Consider the following 15,588-nt stretch of genomic DNA (forward strand, 5'->3'; position numbering starts at 1 on the left):
CGCGGGAGGCGCCCGGGAGCGGAGCCCGGCGGGCCGGGGTCAGTCGGTGACGCGTGCCAGCAGGAAGCCGTCGTACCCCTTGGTCCCGACCGTCTGCACGGCGGTGGCGCTCAGCCGGGGGTGGGCGGCCACCCGGTCGACCAGGGCACGGGTGCCGACCACGGCCGGGTCGGTGCTGTCCGCGTCGGTGACGGCACCGTCCCGGACGACGTTGTCGCAGACGATGACGGAACCGGGCCCGGTCAGCCGCACCGCCCAGTCGAGGTAGTGCGGGTTGTTCACCTTGTCCGCGTCGATGAAGACGAAGTCGAAGGGGGCGCCACCCTCGGCGGCCAGCCCCGGGAGGGCGTCGAGGGCCGGGCCGACGCGCACCTCGACCACCCCGTCCAGCCCCGCGCGGGCCAGGTTGCGCCGCGCCACCTCGGCGTGCGCGGCCTGGTGCTCCAGGGTGATCAGCCGGCCGTCGGCGGGCAGCGCCCGGGCCAGCCAGATGGTGCTGTACCCGCCGAGCGTGCCGATCTCCAGGATGCGCCGGGCGCCCTGCATCCGGGCGAGCAGCTGGAGCAGTTTGCCCTGGTTCGGGGCGACCGCGATCTGTGGGAGCCCGGCCGCGTCGCTCTCCCGCAGCGCCGCCTCCAGTGCCTCGTCCGCGGGTGCCAACGCGGACGTGAAGTAGTCGTCGACGGCGTTCCACCGCTCCTGCTCGGCCATGTGCTCGAACTCCGTTCCCCTGGTGTCTCCGTGGTCACGTCACGTGGTCATCGGTGCGTGGTCATCGGTGCGTCGAACCGAACCTATCCCGTGCCGTTCCGTCCGGGAACGGGCCGTTCGCCCCGGCGCGCGTGCGGTGCGGTCCTCCGGTGGAGTGGTTCGTGCGCGCCCGCGCACGCCCTGGACACCGCACCGGCGGGCGGTGCGGTGGACGGCCCGGGGCCGGAATCCGGGCGCCGCGGGGCGACCGGGAGGACGGGGCCGGCGCTCCGGGGACGTGACCGTCGTCTCCTTCCGCGTTCGGCGATGAGCGCCGACCGCACTATCGTCGTCCGGTCGAAGGAGTGGGACTGTCAGGCGAAGAGGGGGGTTGCCTGCGTCCTCTCCCACGGGCAGTGCGAGCCTCTTGGGGGCGCCCCGTCGAGCGGGACGCCCCTCAGGGGCGTCGACGAGCACGAACGAACGCAGACGGACGAGCAAGCATCGACGAGCCGCTGGCGAGCACCGACGGGCGCAGCGGACGGAACGGGGCGGGAGGGCCGACACGGCGTGGCGAAGGCGGAGCACGGACCAGGGAACGTCTTGGCGAGACCAGGGGGGTCGCCCGCGTCGGCGGTGGACCCCAGGATCGCGGCCGTCCGCGTCGGCCTGTGGTTGATGGCGGCGTTGCTGGCCGCCCGGCAGGTCACGGTGATACTGCGACAGCCGCCCGGTGAGCGCCTCACCGACCTGGAGACCTGGATCGGTCCGAACGGGGTGCTGCACGCGCCCGGTTCGCTGTACGACTCCGACCAGTTCTCGGGCACCCCCTTCAACGGTCTGGTGCTGCGGCCCTTCGTCAGCTCCGCCGAGGAGGCGCTCGGCTGGGGCTGGACCTTCGGCACCCTGCTCCTGGTCGCGGTGCTCGCGGTGGTCGCCGCGCGCGCGGTGCCCCAGCCGGTGTCGCGGCGCACCGCGCTGCTCGCCGTCCCGGTGGCGATCTGTCTGCTGATGCTGTCGCTGCCGGTGCGCAACACCCTGCACCTGGGGCAGACCAGCATCATCCCGGTCCTGTTCGTGCTGCTGGGCTGTTTCGCGGTGCGGGGGGAACGGGCCAGCGGGGTGTTGATAGGGGTGGGGGCGGCGTTCCAGCCGACCGTGCTGCTGTTCGCGCCGCTGCTGTGGCTGACGGGGCGCCGGAGGGCGGCGGTGGCGACCGGCGCGACCTTCGCGGGGTGCACCGCCCTCGCCTGGGCCGCGCTGCCCGAGGACTCGTGGACGTACTGGGTCCGGGAGATCGTGGGCGCGGGGCTCTCGGTGAACCCGGACGAGCTGGCCAACCAGTCCCTGCACGGCGCGCTGCTGCGGTTCGGGCTGAGCGGGCCGGCGGAGTGGGCGCTGTTCCTGGTGCTCGCCGCCGCCGTGGTCGTGGTCGGGGTGCGCCGGGCGGTGCGCTACGCGCGGGACGGGCAGCTGCTGCTGGCGGTGGCGGTCACCGGGTGCGTGGCGGTGGTGGTCTCGCCGACCGCCTGGCAGCACCAGTTGCTGTGGGTGCTGCTGGCCGTCGTCGGCCGGGTGGGCAGGCGGGCCGCGGACCGGCCGGTGTGGCCGGTGACCGTGGTGCTGGTGATGACGCTGCCCACCAAGATGCTGCTGCCGAACACGCTGGTGCTGCAACCGGTGCGGGAGAACGTCATCCTGATCACCGCGCTCGCCGCGGCCTGCTTCGTACCGTTCCTCTCCCGCACCTCGCCGTTCTACGGCGCTCCGACGCCCACCCGGTACGCGGCGCCGGTGCCCGCCCGCTGGCGGTGGGTGCCGCTGGTGCCGTTCTGGCGACGGGTGCTGAGCCGGCCCAACCTGCTGCTGGAGTTGTTGCTGATCCGGGTGGGGTACTCGGCCTACTCCAAGGTGCGGTTGGCCGCGGCCTCCGGGCGGGACACCGCCGAGGCGCACGGGGAGCAGGTCCACTCGATCGAGAAGGCGCTGTTCCTCGACGTCGAGCACTGGCTCAACCACAAGGTGGTGGACACCCCGTGGTTGGAGGCGTTCTTCAACTTCTACTACACGTCGTTCCACTTCCCGGTGCCGTTGCTGGTGCTGGGCCTGCTGTACGTGCGGCGGCCGGTGGACTTCCGGTGGGCGCGCACCGCGCTGGGCTTCGCCACCGTGCTGGCCCTGATCGGGTTCTGGCTGTACCCGCTGGCGCCGCCGCGACTGATGCCGGGCCTCGGGTTCGTGGACACCATCCACGGGGTGCAGGACTTCTCCAAGCCGGACTACGGCACGCTCACCGCGCTCACCAACCAGTACGCGGCGATGCCCTCGCTGCACTTCGGGTGGTCGCTGTGGTGCGGGGTGGTCATCGTGGTCCTGGCACCGAAGGCGTGGATGAAGGTGGTGGGGGCGCTGCACCCGGCGCTCACCGTGCTGGTGATCATCGGTACGGCCAACCACTGGGTGCTGGACATCGTCGGCGGTGCCGCGGTGGTGGCCGCGGGCTTCGGGCTCGGATACCTGTTCGCCGGCCCCCGGGCGCGGGGCGGCGGCGGTGCGGACGATCCGGTGCGGATCCCCGGTCAGCACGGACCGCGCCAAGCCCTCAGCGGGGTGGGCGCGAGCGGGGCCGCCGAACCCTCCGGCCCGTCGTCCGGATCGAAGGACTGAACCGGTAGGCGTACCCGGGGGCCCGGGTGGACGCGCTGCCAACGCGTCCACCCGGGCCCCCGGTACGTGGTGGGTCAGGAGCAGTCCTGCGCCGGGCGGCTGCGCCAGGACGAGTCGATGCGGTAGGTGCCGGGCTCGGTGGCGACGAGCCGGGTGTACTCCCCGTCCTGCTCCAGGCAGGCCCCTTCGGCCCGCAGCCACGGCGAGTACGCCACCCGGACGGTGGCGGCCCCGGCGCGGTCCATCCGGACGCGGAGCCCGGTGGCGGTGGACTCCAGGACGGTGGCGGGGGCGGCGGCCAGCGGCACGGCGTCGCGCACCCGGTAGACGCTCCAGTGGGCGTCCCGCCACACGGGTTCCAGCCACTCGGGCTCGGAGCGCACCAGGGCGGCCTCTTCCTCGGCGGGGCCGTCCGGACGCCCGTCGTGCATCACCACCAGGCCGACCGCCCAGCGGTCCAGCCAGGCCCGGTAGGTGGTCTCGGAGAAGGTGCCGTCGTAGAAGAGCCGGCCGCGTTCCACGTCGAGCTGCCGGTTCCAGCCGCGGGCGAGGTTGACGTGCGGGGCGAAGGCGGTGGCCTCGCGGTGGTTGCGGGCGGGCACCACCTCGACCCGGGTGCGGTCCGCGCCCAGTCGGTCCAGTGCGGCGATGACGTCGTCGGTGTTCGCCGCCCAGGCCGGCACCGTGGTGGAGATGTACAGGTCGTGCACGGTCTTGGGGGTGAGCCAGGCCAGCGACAGCACCAGCGCCACCGCGAGGCCGGCCCGTCGCGCCCGGGCCTGTCCGGGCACCAGCAGCGCCGCGAGCAGCACCGCCGGGGCGGCCAGCAGGGCGAGCCGCTCCACGTTGGTGCCGATCGGCGAGGAGATCAGGTACGTGAGGACGATCCCCACCGCGTAGATCGCCGCGGAGAGCCGCACCAGGCGCCAGGCGCGGGGCGCGGCGACGGCCACCACCAGCGCGAACACCGCGGGCTCCAGGATGCGGTGGACGGGCATGGGCTGTTCGCCCTTGAACGGGAACAGCACCGTGGTAAGGGCGACGACCAGGGCCGGGGGCGCCATCAGCGCCAGCGCCCGGCCCCAGTCCCGCAGCAGGAACCAGGCGCCGCCCGCGACCACCAGGAAGAGTCCGGAGACCGGGCTGGCGGCGGTGGACAGGGTGGCCAGCAGTCCGGCCGCCCAGAGCCTGCGGTGCCGTCCGGTCAGCACGAGCAGGGCTCCGATGCCGAAGGCGACGCCGAAGGCGAAGGTGGTGCGGCCGGAGGCGACGTTGGACCACAGGGCGACCGCGAGCAGCGCGGCGGGGGGCAGCGGACGGCGGAACCCGGTGCGCTCGACGAGGAGGGCCCCCAGCCAGGTGGCGGCGATCCCGGAGAGCACCGTGACGGTCCGCACGCCGAGGGCCGTCATCAGGTACGGGGACAGCAGGCTGTAGTTCGGCACGTGCATGCCGCCGTACCAGGACAGGTTGTAGGGGGTGCCGGGGTGGGCGGCGCTGAACGCGGTCCACGCCTCCTGGGCCGCGAGGTCGCCGCCGCCGGTACCGAGGAAGAGCCACCACACCGCGTAGACGGGCAGCGCGGGGAGGGTGACGAGCAGGGGCAGCCGGTGGCGCCGGGCGAAGCCGCGCGCCCCGCCCGAGGGGCGGGGCGCGGCCGGGGCGTCGAGGGGGCGCGCGGGGCGGGGAACCGTTCCCTGGGCGTGCCGCGGCGGGGCCTGGGCCGGGTCCGTGCGGGCAGTGGCGGGGAGTGACGGCTCGGCGACCACGGTGTCCAATTCTTCGCGGGGGCCCGCAGGGGCCTCGGGGGCAGGCTTCCGTCAGCCTAGACGCGGGGCACGGGCGGAACGTTCACGGGTCCTGCGGTTCCGTACGGGCCCGGGCGCACGTCGAGAGCGGCGGCACCCGGGTGGGTGCCGCCGCTCTCGGTGGTCTCGGCTGCGGGGCCGGCTCAGTACCAGCCGTTGGACTTCCAGAAGTCCCAGGCGCCGACGGGGCTGCCGTAGCGGTCCTCCATGTAGTCGATGCCCCACTTGATCTGGGTCTCGGCGTTGGTGCGCCAGTCCGTGCCGTGGGTCGACATCTTGGAGCCGGGCAGGGCCTGGACGAGTCCGTAGGCGCCGGAGGAGGAGTTCTGCGCCGTGACGTCCCAGTTGGACTCACGGGTGACGATCTTCTCGAAGGCGGTGTACTGCGCGTCGTTGGGCAGCAACTTCTTCGCGATCGCCTTCGCGGACGTCGCCTTGGCCTGGGCGGTGACCGGGGCGGCCTGCGCGGTCGCGGCCTGGGCCGGCGCGGCGGCGAGCACCATGCCGGTCGTGGCGGCGGCCACGGCGGCACCGGTCAGGGCCTTCTTGGCGGAGAGACGACGGAACAGCGAGGTGGAGGCGAAGGAGATGGACACTGCGGACCTTCCGGTCGGGAACGAGGGCGGTCGTTCGCGTCTCCGGGCCGGCGGTGTGCCGGCGCTCCCCGAACGGGGCGGGAACGCGAGGGCGCCGCGGCCCGGGTGGGCTCGTGGCGCCGTGCGACTCGGTCCAGAGAAACAGGTCCGGGAACGTCCCGCAATCACCCCTTTTACTAGTGGGAGTCGCATCCGCCCCTCTCGGCCCCGATGTGATCTGGCTCTCAACCCGCAGGTCAGCGCCTTGTTCTGTGCGTACACGACAAGTGAGTGGATCTACGGCCCCGGTTAGGAGGGGCCCCCACTCCTGTGGCACGCCTCACCGCGGGGCCCGCGCGACGCTCACGGTCCGCGTTCGGCGTCGTACGGGGCGGCACCGGACGGTGTGACCGGTGCCGCACCGCCGGGCCCGGTTCGGGCGGCGAACCCCGGCCGGGTGTCGAAGGCCGCCCGCCGGGTCGCCCGTCGCAGGGCCTTCAGCAGGGTGCCGCCCAGGGTCAGGGTGAGCACGGCGGTGAGCACCGCCCGGCCCAGGTCCCAGCCCAGCGAGGTGGCCAGGCAGTAGGCGAGGAACCGGACCAGGTTCTCCCCCACCGGATCGCCCGGGACGAACGCCACCGACGAGGTCAGCTCCCCCAGGAACGGCCAGCCCGCGAGGTTCATCACCGTGCCGTACGCGAACGCAGCCAGGAACCCGTAGCCGGCCAGCAGCAGCCGCTCCCCCGCCCCGCGCAGCCGCTCCGGCAGCAGCCCGGCGCCCAGGGTGAACCAGCCCATGGCCAGCATCTGGAACGGCAACCACGGCCCGACGCCCCCGGTGAGCAGTGCCGAGGCGAACATCGTCACCGCGCCCAGCACGAACCCGAACCCCGGTCCGAGGACCCGCCCGCTGAGCACCATCAGGAAGAACATGGGCTCCAGCCCCGCCGTCCCCGCCCCCAGCGGGCGCAGCGCCGCCCCGGTGGCGGCCAGCACGCCCAGCATCGCCACCGCCTTGGCGTCCAGCCCCGACTCGGCGAGCGTCGCCGCGGCCACCCCGACCAACAGGACCAGCAGCACCGCGAAGAGCCAGGGCGCGTCCTGGGCGTGCGCGTGCACCGCGGAGTCGGGCGCCGCCAGGAACGGCCAGCCGAAGGCGACCACGCCGACCGCGGCGACCAGTCCCAGGGCGACGGCCGACCGGCGGCCCACCCGTACGGCCCGCACCGGGCGTGCGCCGCTCATCGCAGCGCCTCCCGCACCTGCGCGACGGTGAGCCACGGCCCCTCGCCGAGCACCTTGGCCACCTGGGGCGCGAAGGCCGGCGAGCCCACCACCACCTCGGCGGCCGGACCGTCCGCGACCACCTCGCCGTCCGCGAGGATCAGCACCCGGTGCGCCAGTTCGGCGGCCAGCTCCACGTCATGGGTGGCCAGCACGATGGTGTGCCCCTCGGCGGCCAGCTCCCGCAGCACCCCCACCAGCCGGGCCTTGGCCACGTAGTCCAGGCCCCGGGTGGGTTCGTCCAGCAGCAGCAGCGGGGGGCGGGCGGTGAGCACCACGGCGAGGGCGAGCGCGAGGCGCTGGCCCTCGGAGAGGTCCCGCGGATGGGTGTCGTCGGCGATCCCCGGCAACAGGGCGGACACCAGCTCCCGACAGCGGCCGGGCGGGGCGCCCGCGTCCCGGTCGGCGGCGGCGCACTCCGCGGCCACCGTGTCCGCGTACAGCAGGTCGCGGGGCTCCTGGGGGACGAGGCCGACCCGGCGGATCAGGTCGCGCGGCCGGGTGCGGTGCGGCTCCACCCCGCCCACCCGGACGGTACCCCGGTCCGGCTCCACCAGGCCGACCAGCGCCGACAGCAGGGTGGACTTGCCGGCGCCGTTGCGGCCCATCAGGGCGACGGTGCCGCCGGGCCCGAGGCCCAGCCCGACCCCGCGCAGCGCCTCCACCGGTCCCCGGCGGACCAGGAGCCCGGTCACCTCCGCCACCTGCGGGGCCCCCTGCGCCGGCTCGGACGCCGGCGCGGGCGGGGTGGCGGTGGCGAGGCGCTCCCGGAGCGGGGCGGCCCTGCGGCGGGCGTCCCGCACGCTCAGCGGGGGTGGCGACCAGCCCGCGAGCCGGGCGAGGTCGACCACCGGCGGACGCACCGGCGACCCGGCCATCACCGCGGCCGGCGGGCCCAGCACCGGGCGCCCGCCCGGGCCCGGCAGCAACAGGACCTGGTCGGCGTACTGGACCACCCGTTCGAGCCGGTGCTCGGCCATCAGCACCGTGGTGCCCAGGTCGTGCACCAGCCGCTGGAGGACGGCGAGCACCTCTTCGGCGGCGGCCGGGTCCAGTGCCGAGGTGGGTTCGTCGAGGACCAGCACCGCGGGGTGCGGGGTGAGCACCGATCCGATGGCGACGCGCTGGCGCTGCCCGCCGGAGAGGGTGGCCAGGGGGCGGTCCCGCAGTTCGGCCAGGCCCAGCAGGTCCAGCGTCTCCTCCACCCGGCGCCGCATCACGTCCGGTGCCAGGCCCAACGACTCCATGCCGTAGGCGAGTTCGTCCTCGACGGTGTCGGTGACGAAGTGGGCGAGCGGGTCCTGGCCCACGGTGCCCACCACGTCGGCCAGTTCGCGCGGCTTGTGGGTGCGGGTGTCCCGGCCGGCGACGGTGACCCGGCCGCGCAGGGTGCCGCCGGTGAAGTGCGGCACGAGTCCGCTGACCGCGCCGAGCAGGGTGGACTTGCCCGCCCCGGAGGGCCCGACCAGCAGCACCAGTTCGCCCTCGGGCACGGTGAGGTCGACGTCCGCGAGCGCGTCCCGCCCGGCGCCGTCGTACCGCACCGACACGTTCTCGAAGCGGATCACGAGCCGCTCGCCTCCTTCGCCACGTCCGTCACGTCCCTTCCGGCCGCGGTGTCCCCCGCGGCCCCCGGCCCCGTCGCGGTCCGCGGCGGGGCCGGGGCGACCAGGGCCGGCAACAGCCCCAGCAGGATCGCCGCGGCCGGCCACAGCGGCAGCTCCGGGGCGGTCAGCGGCACCACGCCGGGGTGCAGCGCCTCGGCCGCCGCCCCGCCGAGCGTCCCCCAGCCGACCAGGGTCACCGCCACCGCCGCCCCCGAGCCGGCGACCAGCCAGGCGCGCGCGCCCCACCCGTCCGGGCGGTAACGGGTGCGCACGGTACGACGTCCGCCGAGCCACAGTCCGCCCAGCGCGGCGGCCAGTCCCGCGGCCAGCACCGGGAGCGCGTACCCGGCGCCGTCCGCGCCGAGCAAGCCGTACGCGCCGGCGCACACGCCGAGCAGTCCGCCGAGCGTGAGCGCCGCGGTGAGCCGGCGGACCCGTACGGGAACGTCGGCGGTGCGCCCGTAGCCGCGGGCGTCCATCGCCGCCGCGAGGGCGACCGACCGCTCCAGCGCGCCCTCCAGGACCGGGAGCCCGACCTGGAGGACCCCGCGCAGCCCGCGGTCCGGGCGGCCCCGCAGCCGCCGGGCGGCCCGCAGCCGGCGCACGTCGGCGATCAGGTTCGGGGCGAAGGTCATCGCGACCACCACGGCCACCCCGACCTCGTACAGCGCGCCCGGCAACGACTTCAGCAGCCGGGACGGATTGGCGAGGGCGTTCGCCGCGCCCACGCAGAGCAGCAGGGCGGCCAGCCGCACCCCGTCGTACAGCGCGAACACCAGCCCCTCCAGGGTGACCCGGCCGCCGATCCGCACCCCCTGCGCCCAGTCCGGCAGCGGCACTTCGGGCAGGGTGAACAGGACGTGCGTCCCGGGGATCGGCGAGCCCAGCAGCACCGCGAACACCAGCCGGACCCCGAGCACGACGAGCGCGATCTTCACGAAGGCGCCGTAGGCGCGGGCCCACGGGGCTTCGGTGCGGCGGGCGGCCACCACGTATCCGGCGACCGCGACCAACAGGCCGAGCAGCAGCGGATGGGTGGTCCGGGAGGCGGCGACGCCGAGCCCGAGGGCCCACACCCACCAGGCCCCGGGGTGCAGGGCGTTCGCCCGGCCGGCGGGCGGGGCGACCACTCGACGGGCCGCCCGGGACGCCCGCGACGTTCGGGACGGAAGGGGCGACCGGTACGGCGGGGTAGGCGGGAGCGACGGGGTCGGCGGGGGTACGGACACGGCGGACGCCCGTCAGCGCCGGCGCCGCAGGTGCCACACGGCAGCGGCGCCCAGCAGCAGGATGACGGCGGCCGCCGGGTACACCCCGACGGACGGGCCGCCCCCGGACTCCTCGGACGCCCGGGCCCCCTCGGGCGCGGTGGCGGCGGTGGTGGTGGGGGAGTCGCCCGAGACCTGTTCCCCGCAGCCGGTGCGGGGGTAGCCGTCGATGGCGCACAGCAGGGCGTTGGTGTCGTACCGCAGCGGCTTCGCCACGGCGGCCAGGGCCTCGGCGCTGCTGGCGTCGGAGGCGACCCGCGCGCAGGCGGTGCGCGGCCCGGACGGGCGCTCGCCCGCGGGGGCGTCGGCGGCCACCCCGGGGTCGATGACCAGGGCGACCCGCTTGGTGTCGGGCCGGGGCGCGGTCTCCCCGCAGATCCCCTCGAAGTCGTGGGGGCCGCGCGGGGTGGCGGCCTCCGCGGAGCCCTCGCTCACCGAGAACCGGAAGCCCTGGACGTCACCGTCCCCGGGACGGGCCAGCGCCGGCCCCTGGGTGGCGTACGTCCAGCGTCCGTCCACGAGGTCCCAGAACGACCAGTAGCGGTACCCGGCGGCGTGCGCGGGAGGGGCGGTGAGCAGGCTCGTGAGGACCGTGACGAGGGCGAGGACGAGCGCCGGCTGCGCCACTGCGGCGCGTCCCGGCGCGGAGCCGGCGCGGTTCACCGGCGCCTCCGGGCCCGGAGGACGAGGAACTGGGCGGCCACGCCCGCGGCGGCCAGCCCCAGGACCAGGAGGAGGCCGCTGAGGAGGTTCCACGAGAACCAGCCGTCGTCGGACTTCTCACCGTGCGGGTCCTCGCCGGCCGCCGCGGGCACGGAGGCCGGCTCGGGGCCGGTGGCGTTGAGTCGGGCGACCAGGTCGGTGGAGCCGAAGTCGCGGGGGTCGGCCCCGGCCGCGTGGGCGGTGAGGACGAGTTGGGCCCAGGCCGCGGGGCCGGTGCGTTCGGCCCAGCCGGCGGACTCCCGTTCCAGCCAGGCCACCGCCCGCTCGGCCCGGCCGCCGAGTCCGGCGGCGGTCAGGGCGACCACGGCGTCCGCGGTGGTGCCGTGGTCGGGCTGGTCCTCGGCGCCCGGCATGCTGCTGGTGAGGTGGCCGTCCGCGGCGAGCGCCTCGGCGAGGTACAGGGCCCCGTTGCGGGCGGCGTCCGCGCCGGTGCGGGCCTTGACGCAGGCGCGCGGGGCGTCCCGGTCGGCGGCGGGCGCGGGGACGAGGGGGAGTCCGAGTCCGCCGAGGACGCCCGCCGCGGTGGCGTCGTCGTTGGCGACCAGGGTTCCCTTCTTGTCCGGCTGGTAGGCGAAGGCTCCGCCGCCCTCGGCGGAGCAGGGCAGGGCGAGCTTCAACAGGGCCTGCTCCGGGGTCGCGCCCTTCTCCTTCGAGCGGACCCCGGAAGGGGCGGTCCCCCCGCTGAGGAGGGCACCGACGACCAGCCCGGTGGAGTTGGTGTCGCTGGGGGCGCCCGGCAGGTAGCCCCAGCCCCCGTCGGCGTTCTGGACGGATCGCAGCCAGTCCACCGCCTTCTTCGCCTCGCTGCCCCGGCCGAGGGCGGAGAGGGCCTGGACGGCCGCGGCGGTGCTGTTGGTGTCGACGGGCGTCTTGGCGTCGCAGGCCGTGGCGGGCCGGGCGCGGTACGCGGCGAAGCCCCCGTCGGCGCACTGCTGGTCGCCGAGCCAGCGGACCGCGGACGGGGCGGGGGTGACCCCCACCGCGTCCTGGGCCAGCAGGGCGAGCGACTGGCGCCAGACCCCGTCGTAGGTGGGGTCGCCGCTGCCGTACAGGCCCGCGGGGAGCGCGACGGAGGAGGAGGGGGACGGTGACGCGGCTCGGACCGCTCCGTCCGCGAAGGCGGCGGGAGCTGATGCCGAGCCGAGCACCGCGGTGACGGCGAGGGCCGCGGTGGCGCGGCAGATCTTCATGGTGGCGTGTGCCCTTTCCCTGCCGGCCGGGCGCACGGGCACGCGTCGTGAGCGGGCACCGGCGGCTCGGCTCCGTATTCCTCGACGGTGCCCGCCGACCGGTTCCCGGTGGCGTGAGCCGGTCACGTCGGCGTACGGGGTGCTCCGGCTCGCGCGCCCGTGGGCGGCTCACGGTTGCGGGTCAGCGCCGGATTCACACCGGCTTCCCCCCGTATCGGACGTGATGACGACCGCCCATCCTACCGACCGTCCCGCCCGACGGTCGGCGGGACGGCGCGAATCGGCCCCCGGCGGCCGTCCCCGCTGCGGGCGCCGCCGCACCCTCCGGGGCGCGCGGGGCGGCTGCACCCCTGATCGTCACGTGACGCGCGCGGGCCCGGGCACCGGCCGGTGCCCGGGCCCGCGCGCGGCGACAAGCCGGACGGACCGCCCCAGACTTGTCGGGGACATGGGGAGTCAGTGCCTGCGGTGCCCTCCGGTTGTCTGCATAATCGCCTTCAAACAATGGGGAGGGGACCCAGACGGTGAACCGACAGACATGTCCGCGGTGCGGAGCGCCTGGGGGCGCGGGCGCACCCGGCGGCTGCGGCTGTGCCGCGTGGACCGGGGGGCCCGTCCAGGGCACCGACCCGGTCGCCGGCCACACCGCCCCGCCCCACCCGTCCGACCCGTCGTACCCGGGGGCCGCGCCGCACCCGGAGCACCCCGCCCACCACGCGGAACCCACCGACCACACCGGCCAGTTCGCCCAGGTCCAGGTGCGCCCGTACCTGGGCCAGGCGGACCCGGGTGATCCCGCGGGGCCGCAGCCCGGCACGCCCTCCGCGCCGGCTGCGGACTCCCCCACCCGTCCGCTGCCCCGGGTGACCGGGGCGGGCCCGGCCCCGCTGACGCCCGCCGGCCCGATGCCGCCGCACCGGGAACCCGCCGGGGCGCAGCCCCCTACGCCCGGAGCGCCGCCACCGTCCGCCGTGGTCCCGGGCGCGCAGACCGGGGTCGCGGCACCGCATGCCTGGGCGGGGGCGCAGGGCGGGCCGGGCACGGCCTCCGGCGAGCAGTTCACCGGCCCGGACCCGACGGGCGGGCCCGGCGGCCCGGACCTGAGGGGCGACCGGGTTCGGGCTCCCGAGCCCCGCCCGGCGACCCGGCCGCGTTCGGTGCACCCCGCCGAGGACACCCGCCCCCCGTACCCGGTGCCCGCCGAGACGCCCCGGCAGCGGCCGGTGCAGCAGGACCCGGTGGACCGGCTGGACCGGATCGAACCCGACTCCGGATCCCGCAGGCGGCGGCTCGCCCTCATCGCCACCTCGGGCCTGGCGGTGGCCGCGGTGAGCATCGGGGTGGTCGCCAGCGGAGTGTTCAGCTACGAGAAGCCGCAGCACGACAAGGCGCTCCCGGACATCGACACCACCGTCCCGGACACCTCTCAGCCCGGCGGCGAGGACCCCACCGAGGAGCAGCGGGCGCCGACGTCGGGCGCCTCGAAGAGCACGCCCGGGAAGGTGCCGCCCTCGGCGGGCGCGCCGCCCGCCACCGCCGCACCGCGCACCCCGGGGACCACCACCGGCCCGTCGAAACCCCCGGGCGGGAAGTCCTCCTCGCCGAGCGCCTCCGAGCCCTCCGCACCGCCCACGTCCGGCTCCGCTTCCCGGCCCGCAGACCCCGCCCGGCCCGCCCCCGGCGGGGTCCTGCGCGTCGGCGACCGGGGGCCCGCGGTGCAGGACCTCCAACAGCGGCTGTGGCAGATGCGCCTCTACACCGGTTCGCGCGACGGCGTCTTCAACTCGGAGGTGGCGCAGGCCCTGACCCGCTACCAGATAGCCCGGGGGATACCGGAGCCCCGCGGGACGTACGGACCGGTGTCCCGCGGCGTGCTGGAGGCCGAGACCTCGGCCCGCGGCGAGGACCGGGGCGGCAGGGGCGACGACTGACGCGTCGGCGGCCCGCGGTCGTTACGGGACGAGGACCAGCCGGAGGGCGCCGTCCGCCGCGACCTCGACCCGGATCCGGGTGAGGTCGTCGATCTGGACCGTGGGACCGTGCGCCGCCGCCCGGGGGCCGACGCCGACCACGCGCATCCCGGCGGCGAGCCCCGCCGCGACACCGGCCGCCGAGTCCTCGAAGACCACGCAGTCCGCGGCCGGCACCCCGAGTTCGGCGGCGCCCTTGAGGAAGCCCTCGGGGTCCGGCTTGCTGGCGCCCACGTTCTCGGCGGTCACCCGGACCCGGGGCAGGGCGAGCCCGGCCGCGCCCATCCGGGCGGCGGCCAGTTCCCGGGTGGCGGAGGTCACCAGGGCGTGCGGGGCTCCCAGGGAGACCAGGCAGGAGAGGAGGTCCGCCGCGCCCGGCACGGGCACCACGCCGTCGAGGTCGGCGGTCTCCTCGGCGAGCATCCGGTCGTTGTCCGCGTGGTTCTCGGCCATGGACCGCTCGGGCAGCAGCAGCGCCATCGACGCGTACCCCTGCCGTCCGTGGACCACCTGCATGACCGTGTCGGCGTCGAGTCCGTGCCGCGCGGCCCAGCGCCGCCAGCAGCGTTCCACCACCGCGTCGGAGTTCACCAGGGTGCCGTCCATGTCCAGCAGCAGGGCCCGGGCGGTCAGTACGACGGTGTCCGACATCGGCGTGCTCCAAGGGTGGGGTGAGGGTGGTGCGCGGGGATCGGACCCCGTGCGGGGGACGCAGGGCGACCGGGCCGGCTGCGGACGACCGGCGGGCTGCCGCAGGTGGCCGGTGCGCGGCCGGGGACGCCCCGGTCGGGCTCGACCGGGCGGACGTGCCGGGTCGGCGGACGGGCGGGGCCGTGCGCTGCCAAGGTGGCCCCGCCCGCTGGTCAGGGAGGGCGAGCGGGAACCACTTTGTTTCAACACGGTACAAAACAATCGGCCATCACGCCACCACCCCGACCCCTCGGGCACCTCAGCCGGCCACCGCCTCGTACAGGCTCCAGACGCCGAGCCCCAACATCAACAGGGCGGCCACCTTGGTGATCAGCCGCAGTGGCACCCGCTTCATCAGCGCCTTGCCGCCGACGATGCCGAGCCCGGCCACCGCCCAGAGCGCGAGCACGGCCCCGAGCCCCACGGAGAGCGGGTCGTCGTAGCGGGCGGCGAGGTTGGCGGTCATGATCTGGGTGAGGTCACCGAACTCGGCGACCAGGATGAGCATGAACCCGGTGCCGGCGACCTTCCAGAAGCTCTGGTCCTCGGGCTGGCGCACCTCCTCGTCCCCGTCCCCCTTCTTGAAGGCGAGCACCGCCGCGCCGCCGAGGAACAGCACCCCGGTGATGGCGCTGAGCAGCCGCTCGGGCAGCAGGGTCAGGACGCTGCCCGCGGCGACGGCGAGGGCCACGTGGACGGCGAAGGCGGCGGCGACCCCGGCGAACACGTACGAGGCGCGGTAGCGCGTACCGAGCACGAGGCCGGCGAGCGCGGTCTTGTCCGGCAACTCGGCCAGGAAGACGACGCCGAAGACGAGCGCCGTCACGCTGATGCTGATCAAGTTTCCTCAATCGGTCGGGCCACCCCACCGAGAGTCACTGCGATCGACGCCTCGGCACGGCAGCGCTGACGCGTGCACGGGTGCGCACGCGGAGCACTACTGGCCGAAGGTCTCGCTGGCCGGACCTCGCGGTCCTGCCTCCGGGCGCCGGCTCAGACGAGCTGAGCAGTGTGTCGACGGTCCGGCGAAGAGCTACTCCCCTTCTGCTGCCCCCATGGTACGCGAGCCGCTCGACGGCCACGCCCAGCGGCGCCGGCGGGGGCGGAGTCCGCCGG

The 15,588-nt window shown here is 75.8% G+C and carries 12 protein-coding genes and 1 riboswitch; of the genes, 2 read left to right on the forward strand and 10 right to left on the reverse strand.

All coding sequences use genetic code 11. From position 1 onward, the window contains the following. Positions 1-39 precede the first annotated feature (39 nt). Positions 40-711 carry an O-methyltransferase gene (locus ACSMX9_RS06605; RefSeq protein WP_445400741.1) on the reverse strand — a complete coding sequence of 224 codons (672 nt, stop codon included), beginning with the start codon at positions 709-711 and terminating at the stop codon, positions 40-42. A 549-nt stretch (positions 712-1,260) separates the two neighbouring features. Here ACSMX9_RS06605 and ACSMX9_RS06610 point away from each other — a divergent pair. Continuing rightward, entirely contained in the window at positions 1,261-3,357 is a 2,097-nt protein-coding gene (locus tag ACSMX9_RS06610) for a bifunctional glycosyltransferase 87/phosphatase PAP2 family protein (protein WP_445400743.1), read from the forward strand. A gap of 74 nt (positions 3,358-3,431) precedes the next feature. On the opposite strand, the gene ACSMX9_RS06615 is transcribed toward ACSMX9_RS06610, so the two are convergent. The 7 genes from ACSMX9_RS06615 to ACSMX9_RS06645 all read right to left on the reverse strand — a co-directional run bounded on the left by ACSMX9_RS06615 (position 3,432) and on the right by ACSMX9_RS06645 (position 11,812). Then, positions 3,432-5,126 (reverse strand): hypothetical protein, encoded by a 1,695-nt coding sequence (locus tag ACSMX9_RS06615; RefSeq protein WP_445400745.1) that lies wholly within the window; start codon positions 5,124-5,126, stop codon positions 3,432-3,434. A gap of 182 nt (positions 5,127-5,308) precedes the next feature. Continuing rightward, positions 5,309-5,761 carry a transglycosylase SLT domain-containing protein gene (locus ACSMX9_RS06620; RefSeq protein ID WP_445400747.1) on the reverse strand — a complete coding sequence of 151 codons (453 nt, stop codon included), beginning with the start codon at positions 5,759-5,761 and terminating at the stop codon, positions 5,309-5,311. A 342-nt stretch (positions 5,762-6,103) separates the two neighbouring features. Then, a complete protein-coding gene (locus ACSMX9_RS06625) occupies positions 6,104-6,985 on the reverse strand; it encodes an ECF transporter S component (RefSeq protein WP_445400749.1) in 882 nt (293 codons plus the stop codon). Next, complete coding sequence (locus ACSMX9_RS06630; RefSeq protein ID WP_445400751.1) at positions 6,982-8,592, reverse strand: ABC transporter ATP-binding protein; 1,611 nt, start codon at positions 8,590-8,592, stop codon at positions 6,982-6,984. Before ACSMX9_RS06630 ends, ACSMX9_RS06625 begins: the two co-directional genes overlap by 4 nt. Continuing rightward, positions 8,589-9,761 (reverse strand): CbiQ family ECF transporter T component, encoded by a 1,173-nt coding sequence (locus ACSMX9_RS06635; RefSeq protein ID WP_445400753.1) that lies wholly within the window; start codon positions 9,759-9,761, stop codon positions 8,589-8,591. The genes ACSMX9_RS06630 and ACSMX9_RS06635 overlap by 4 nt, the downstream gene beginning before the upstream one ends. Before the next feature lie 111 nt (positions 9,762-9,872). Next, positions 9,873-10,562, reverse strand: a complete 690-nt coding sequence (locus ACSMX9_RS06640) for an SCO2322 family protein (protein ID WP_445400755.1) — start codon at positions 10,560-10,562, stop codon at positions 9,873-9,875. Beyond that, positions 10,559-11,812 carry a prenyltransferase/squalene oxidase repeat-containing protein gene (locus tag ACSMX9_RS06645; protein ID WP_445400757.1) on the reverse strand — a complete coding sequence of 418 codons (1,254 nt, stop codon included), beginning with the start codon at positions 11,810-11,812 and terminating at the stop codon, positions 10,559-10,561. The genes ACSMX9_RS06640 and ACSMX9_RS06645 overlap by 4 nt, the downstream gene beginning before the upstream one ends. A 137-nt stretch (positions 11,813-11,949) precedes the next feature. Continuing rightward, a riboswitch (cobalamin riboswitch) is annotated at positions 11,950-12,021 on the reverse strand. Positions 12,022-12,336: 315 nt separating this feature from the next. Between ACSMX9_RS06645 and ACSMX9_RS06650 the strand changes: the two genes are divergently transcribed. Beyond that, positions 12,337-13,743 carry a peptidoglycan-binding protein gene (locus ACSMX9_RS06650; RefSeq protein ID WP_445400759.1) on the forward strand — a complete coding sequence of 469 codons (1,407 nt, stop codon included), beginning with the start codon at positions 12,337-12,339 and terminating at the stop codon, positions 13,741-13,743. Between the two features lie 21 nt (positions 13,744-13,764). On the opposite strand, the gene ACSMX9_RS06655 is transcribed toward ACSMX9_RS06650, so the two are convergent. After that, positions 13,765-14,433 (reverse strand): HAD-IA family hydrolase, encoded by a 669-nt coding sequence (locus ACSMX9_RS06655; protein WP_445400761.1) that lies wholly within the window; start codon positions 14,431-14,433, stop codon positions 13,765-13,767. 298 nt (positions 14,434-14,731) lie between these two features. After that, on the reverse strand, positions 14,732-15,313 hold the full coding sequence (locus ACSMX9_RS06660) for a TMEM165/GDT1 family protein (protein ID WP_351238443.1): 582 nt from the start codon (positions 15,311-15,313) through the stop codon (positions 14,732-14,734). Positions 15,314-15,588: the final 275 nt, after the last annotated feature.

It is taken from the genome of Streptomyces sp. LE64, assembly GCF_052606915.1.

Bases quoted from the DNA above. Each gene is read 5' to 3' on its own strand.
- ACSMX9_RS06605 (WP_445400741.1), bottom strand. From the start codon at position 711: ATGGCCGAGCAGGAGCGGTGGAACGCCGTCGACGACTACTTCACGTCC.
- ACSMX9_RS06625 (WP_445400749.1), bottom strand. From the start codon at position 6,985: ATGAGCGGCGCACGCCCGGTGCGGGCCGTACGGGTGGGCCGCCGGTCG.
- ACSMX9_RS06645 (WP_445400757.1), bottom strand. From the start codon at position 11,812: ATGAAGATCTGCCGCGCCACCGCGGCCCTCGCCGTCACCGCGGTGCTC.
- ACSMX9_RS06655 (WP_445400761.1), bottom strand. From the start codon at position 14,433: ATGTCGGACACCGTCGTACTGACCGCCCGGGCCCTGCTGCTGGACATG.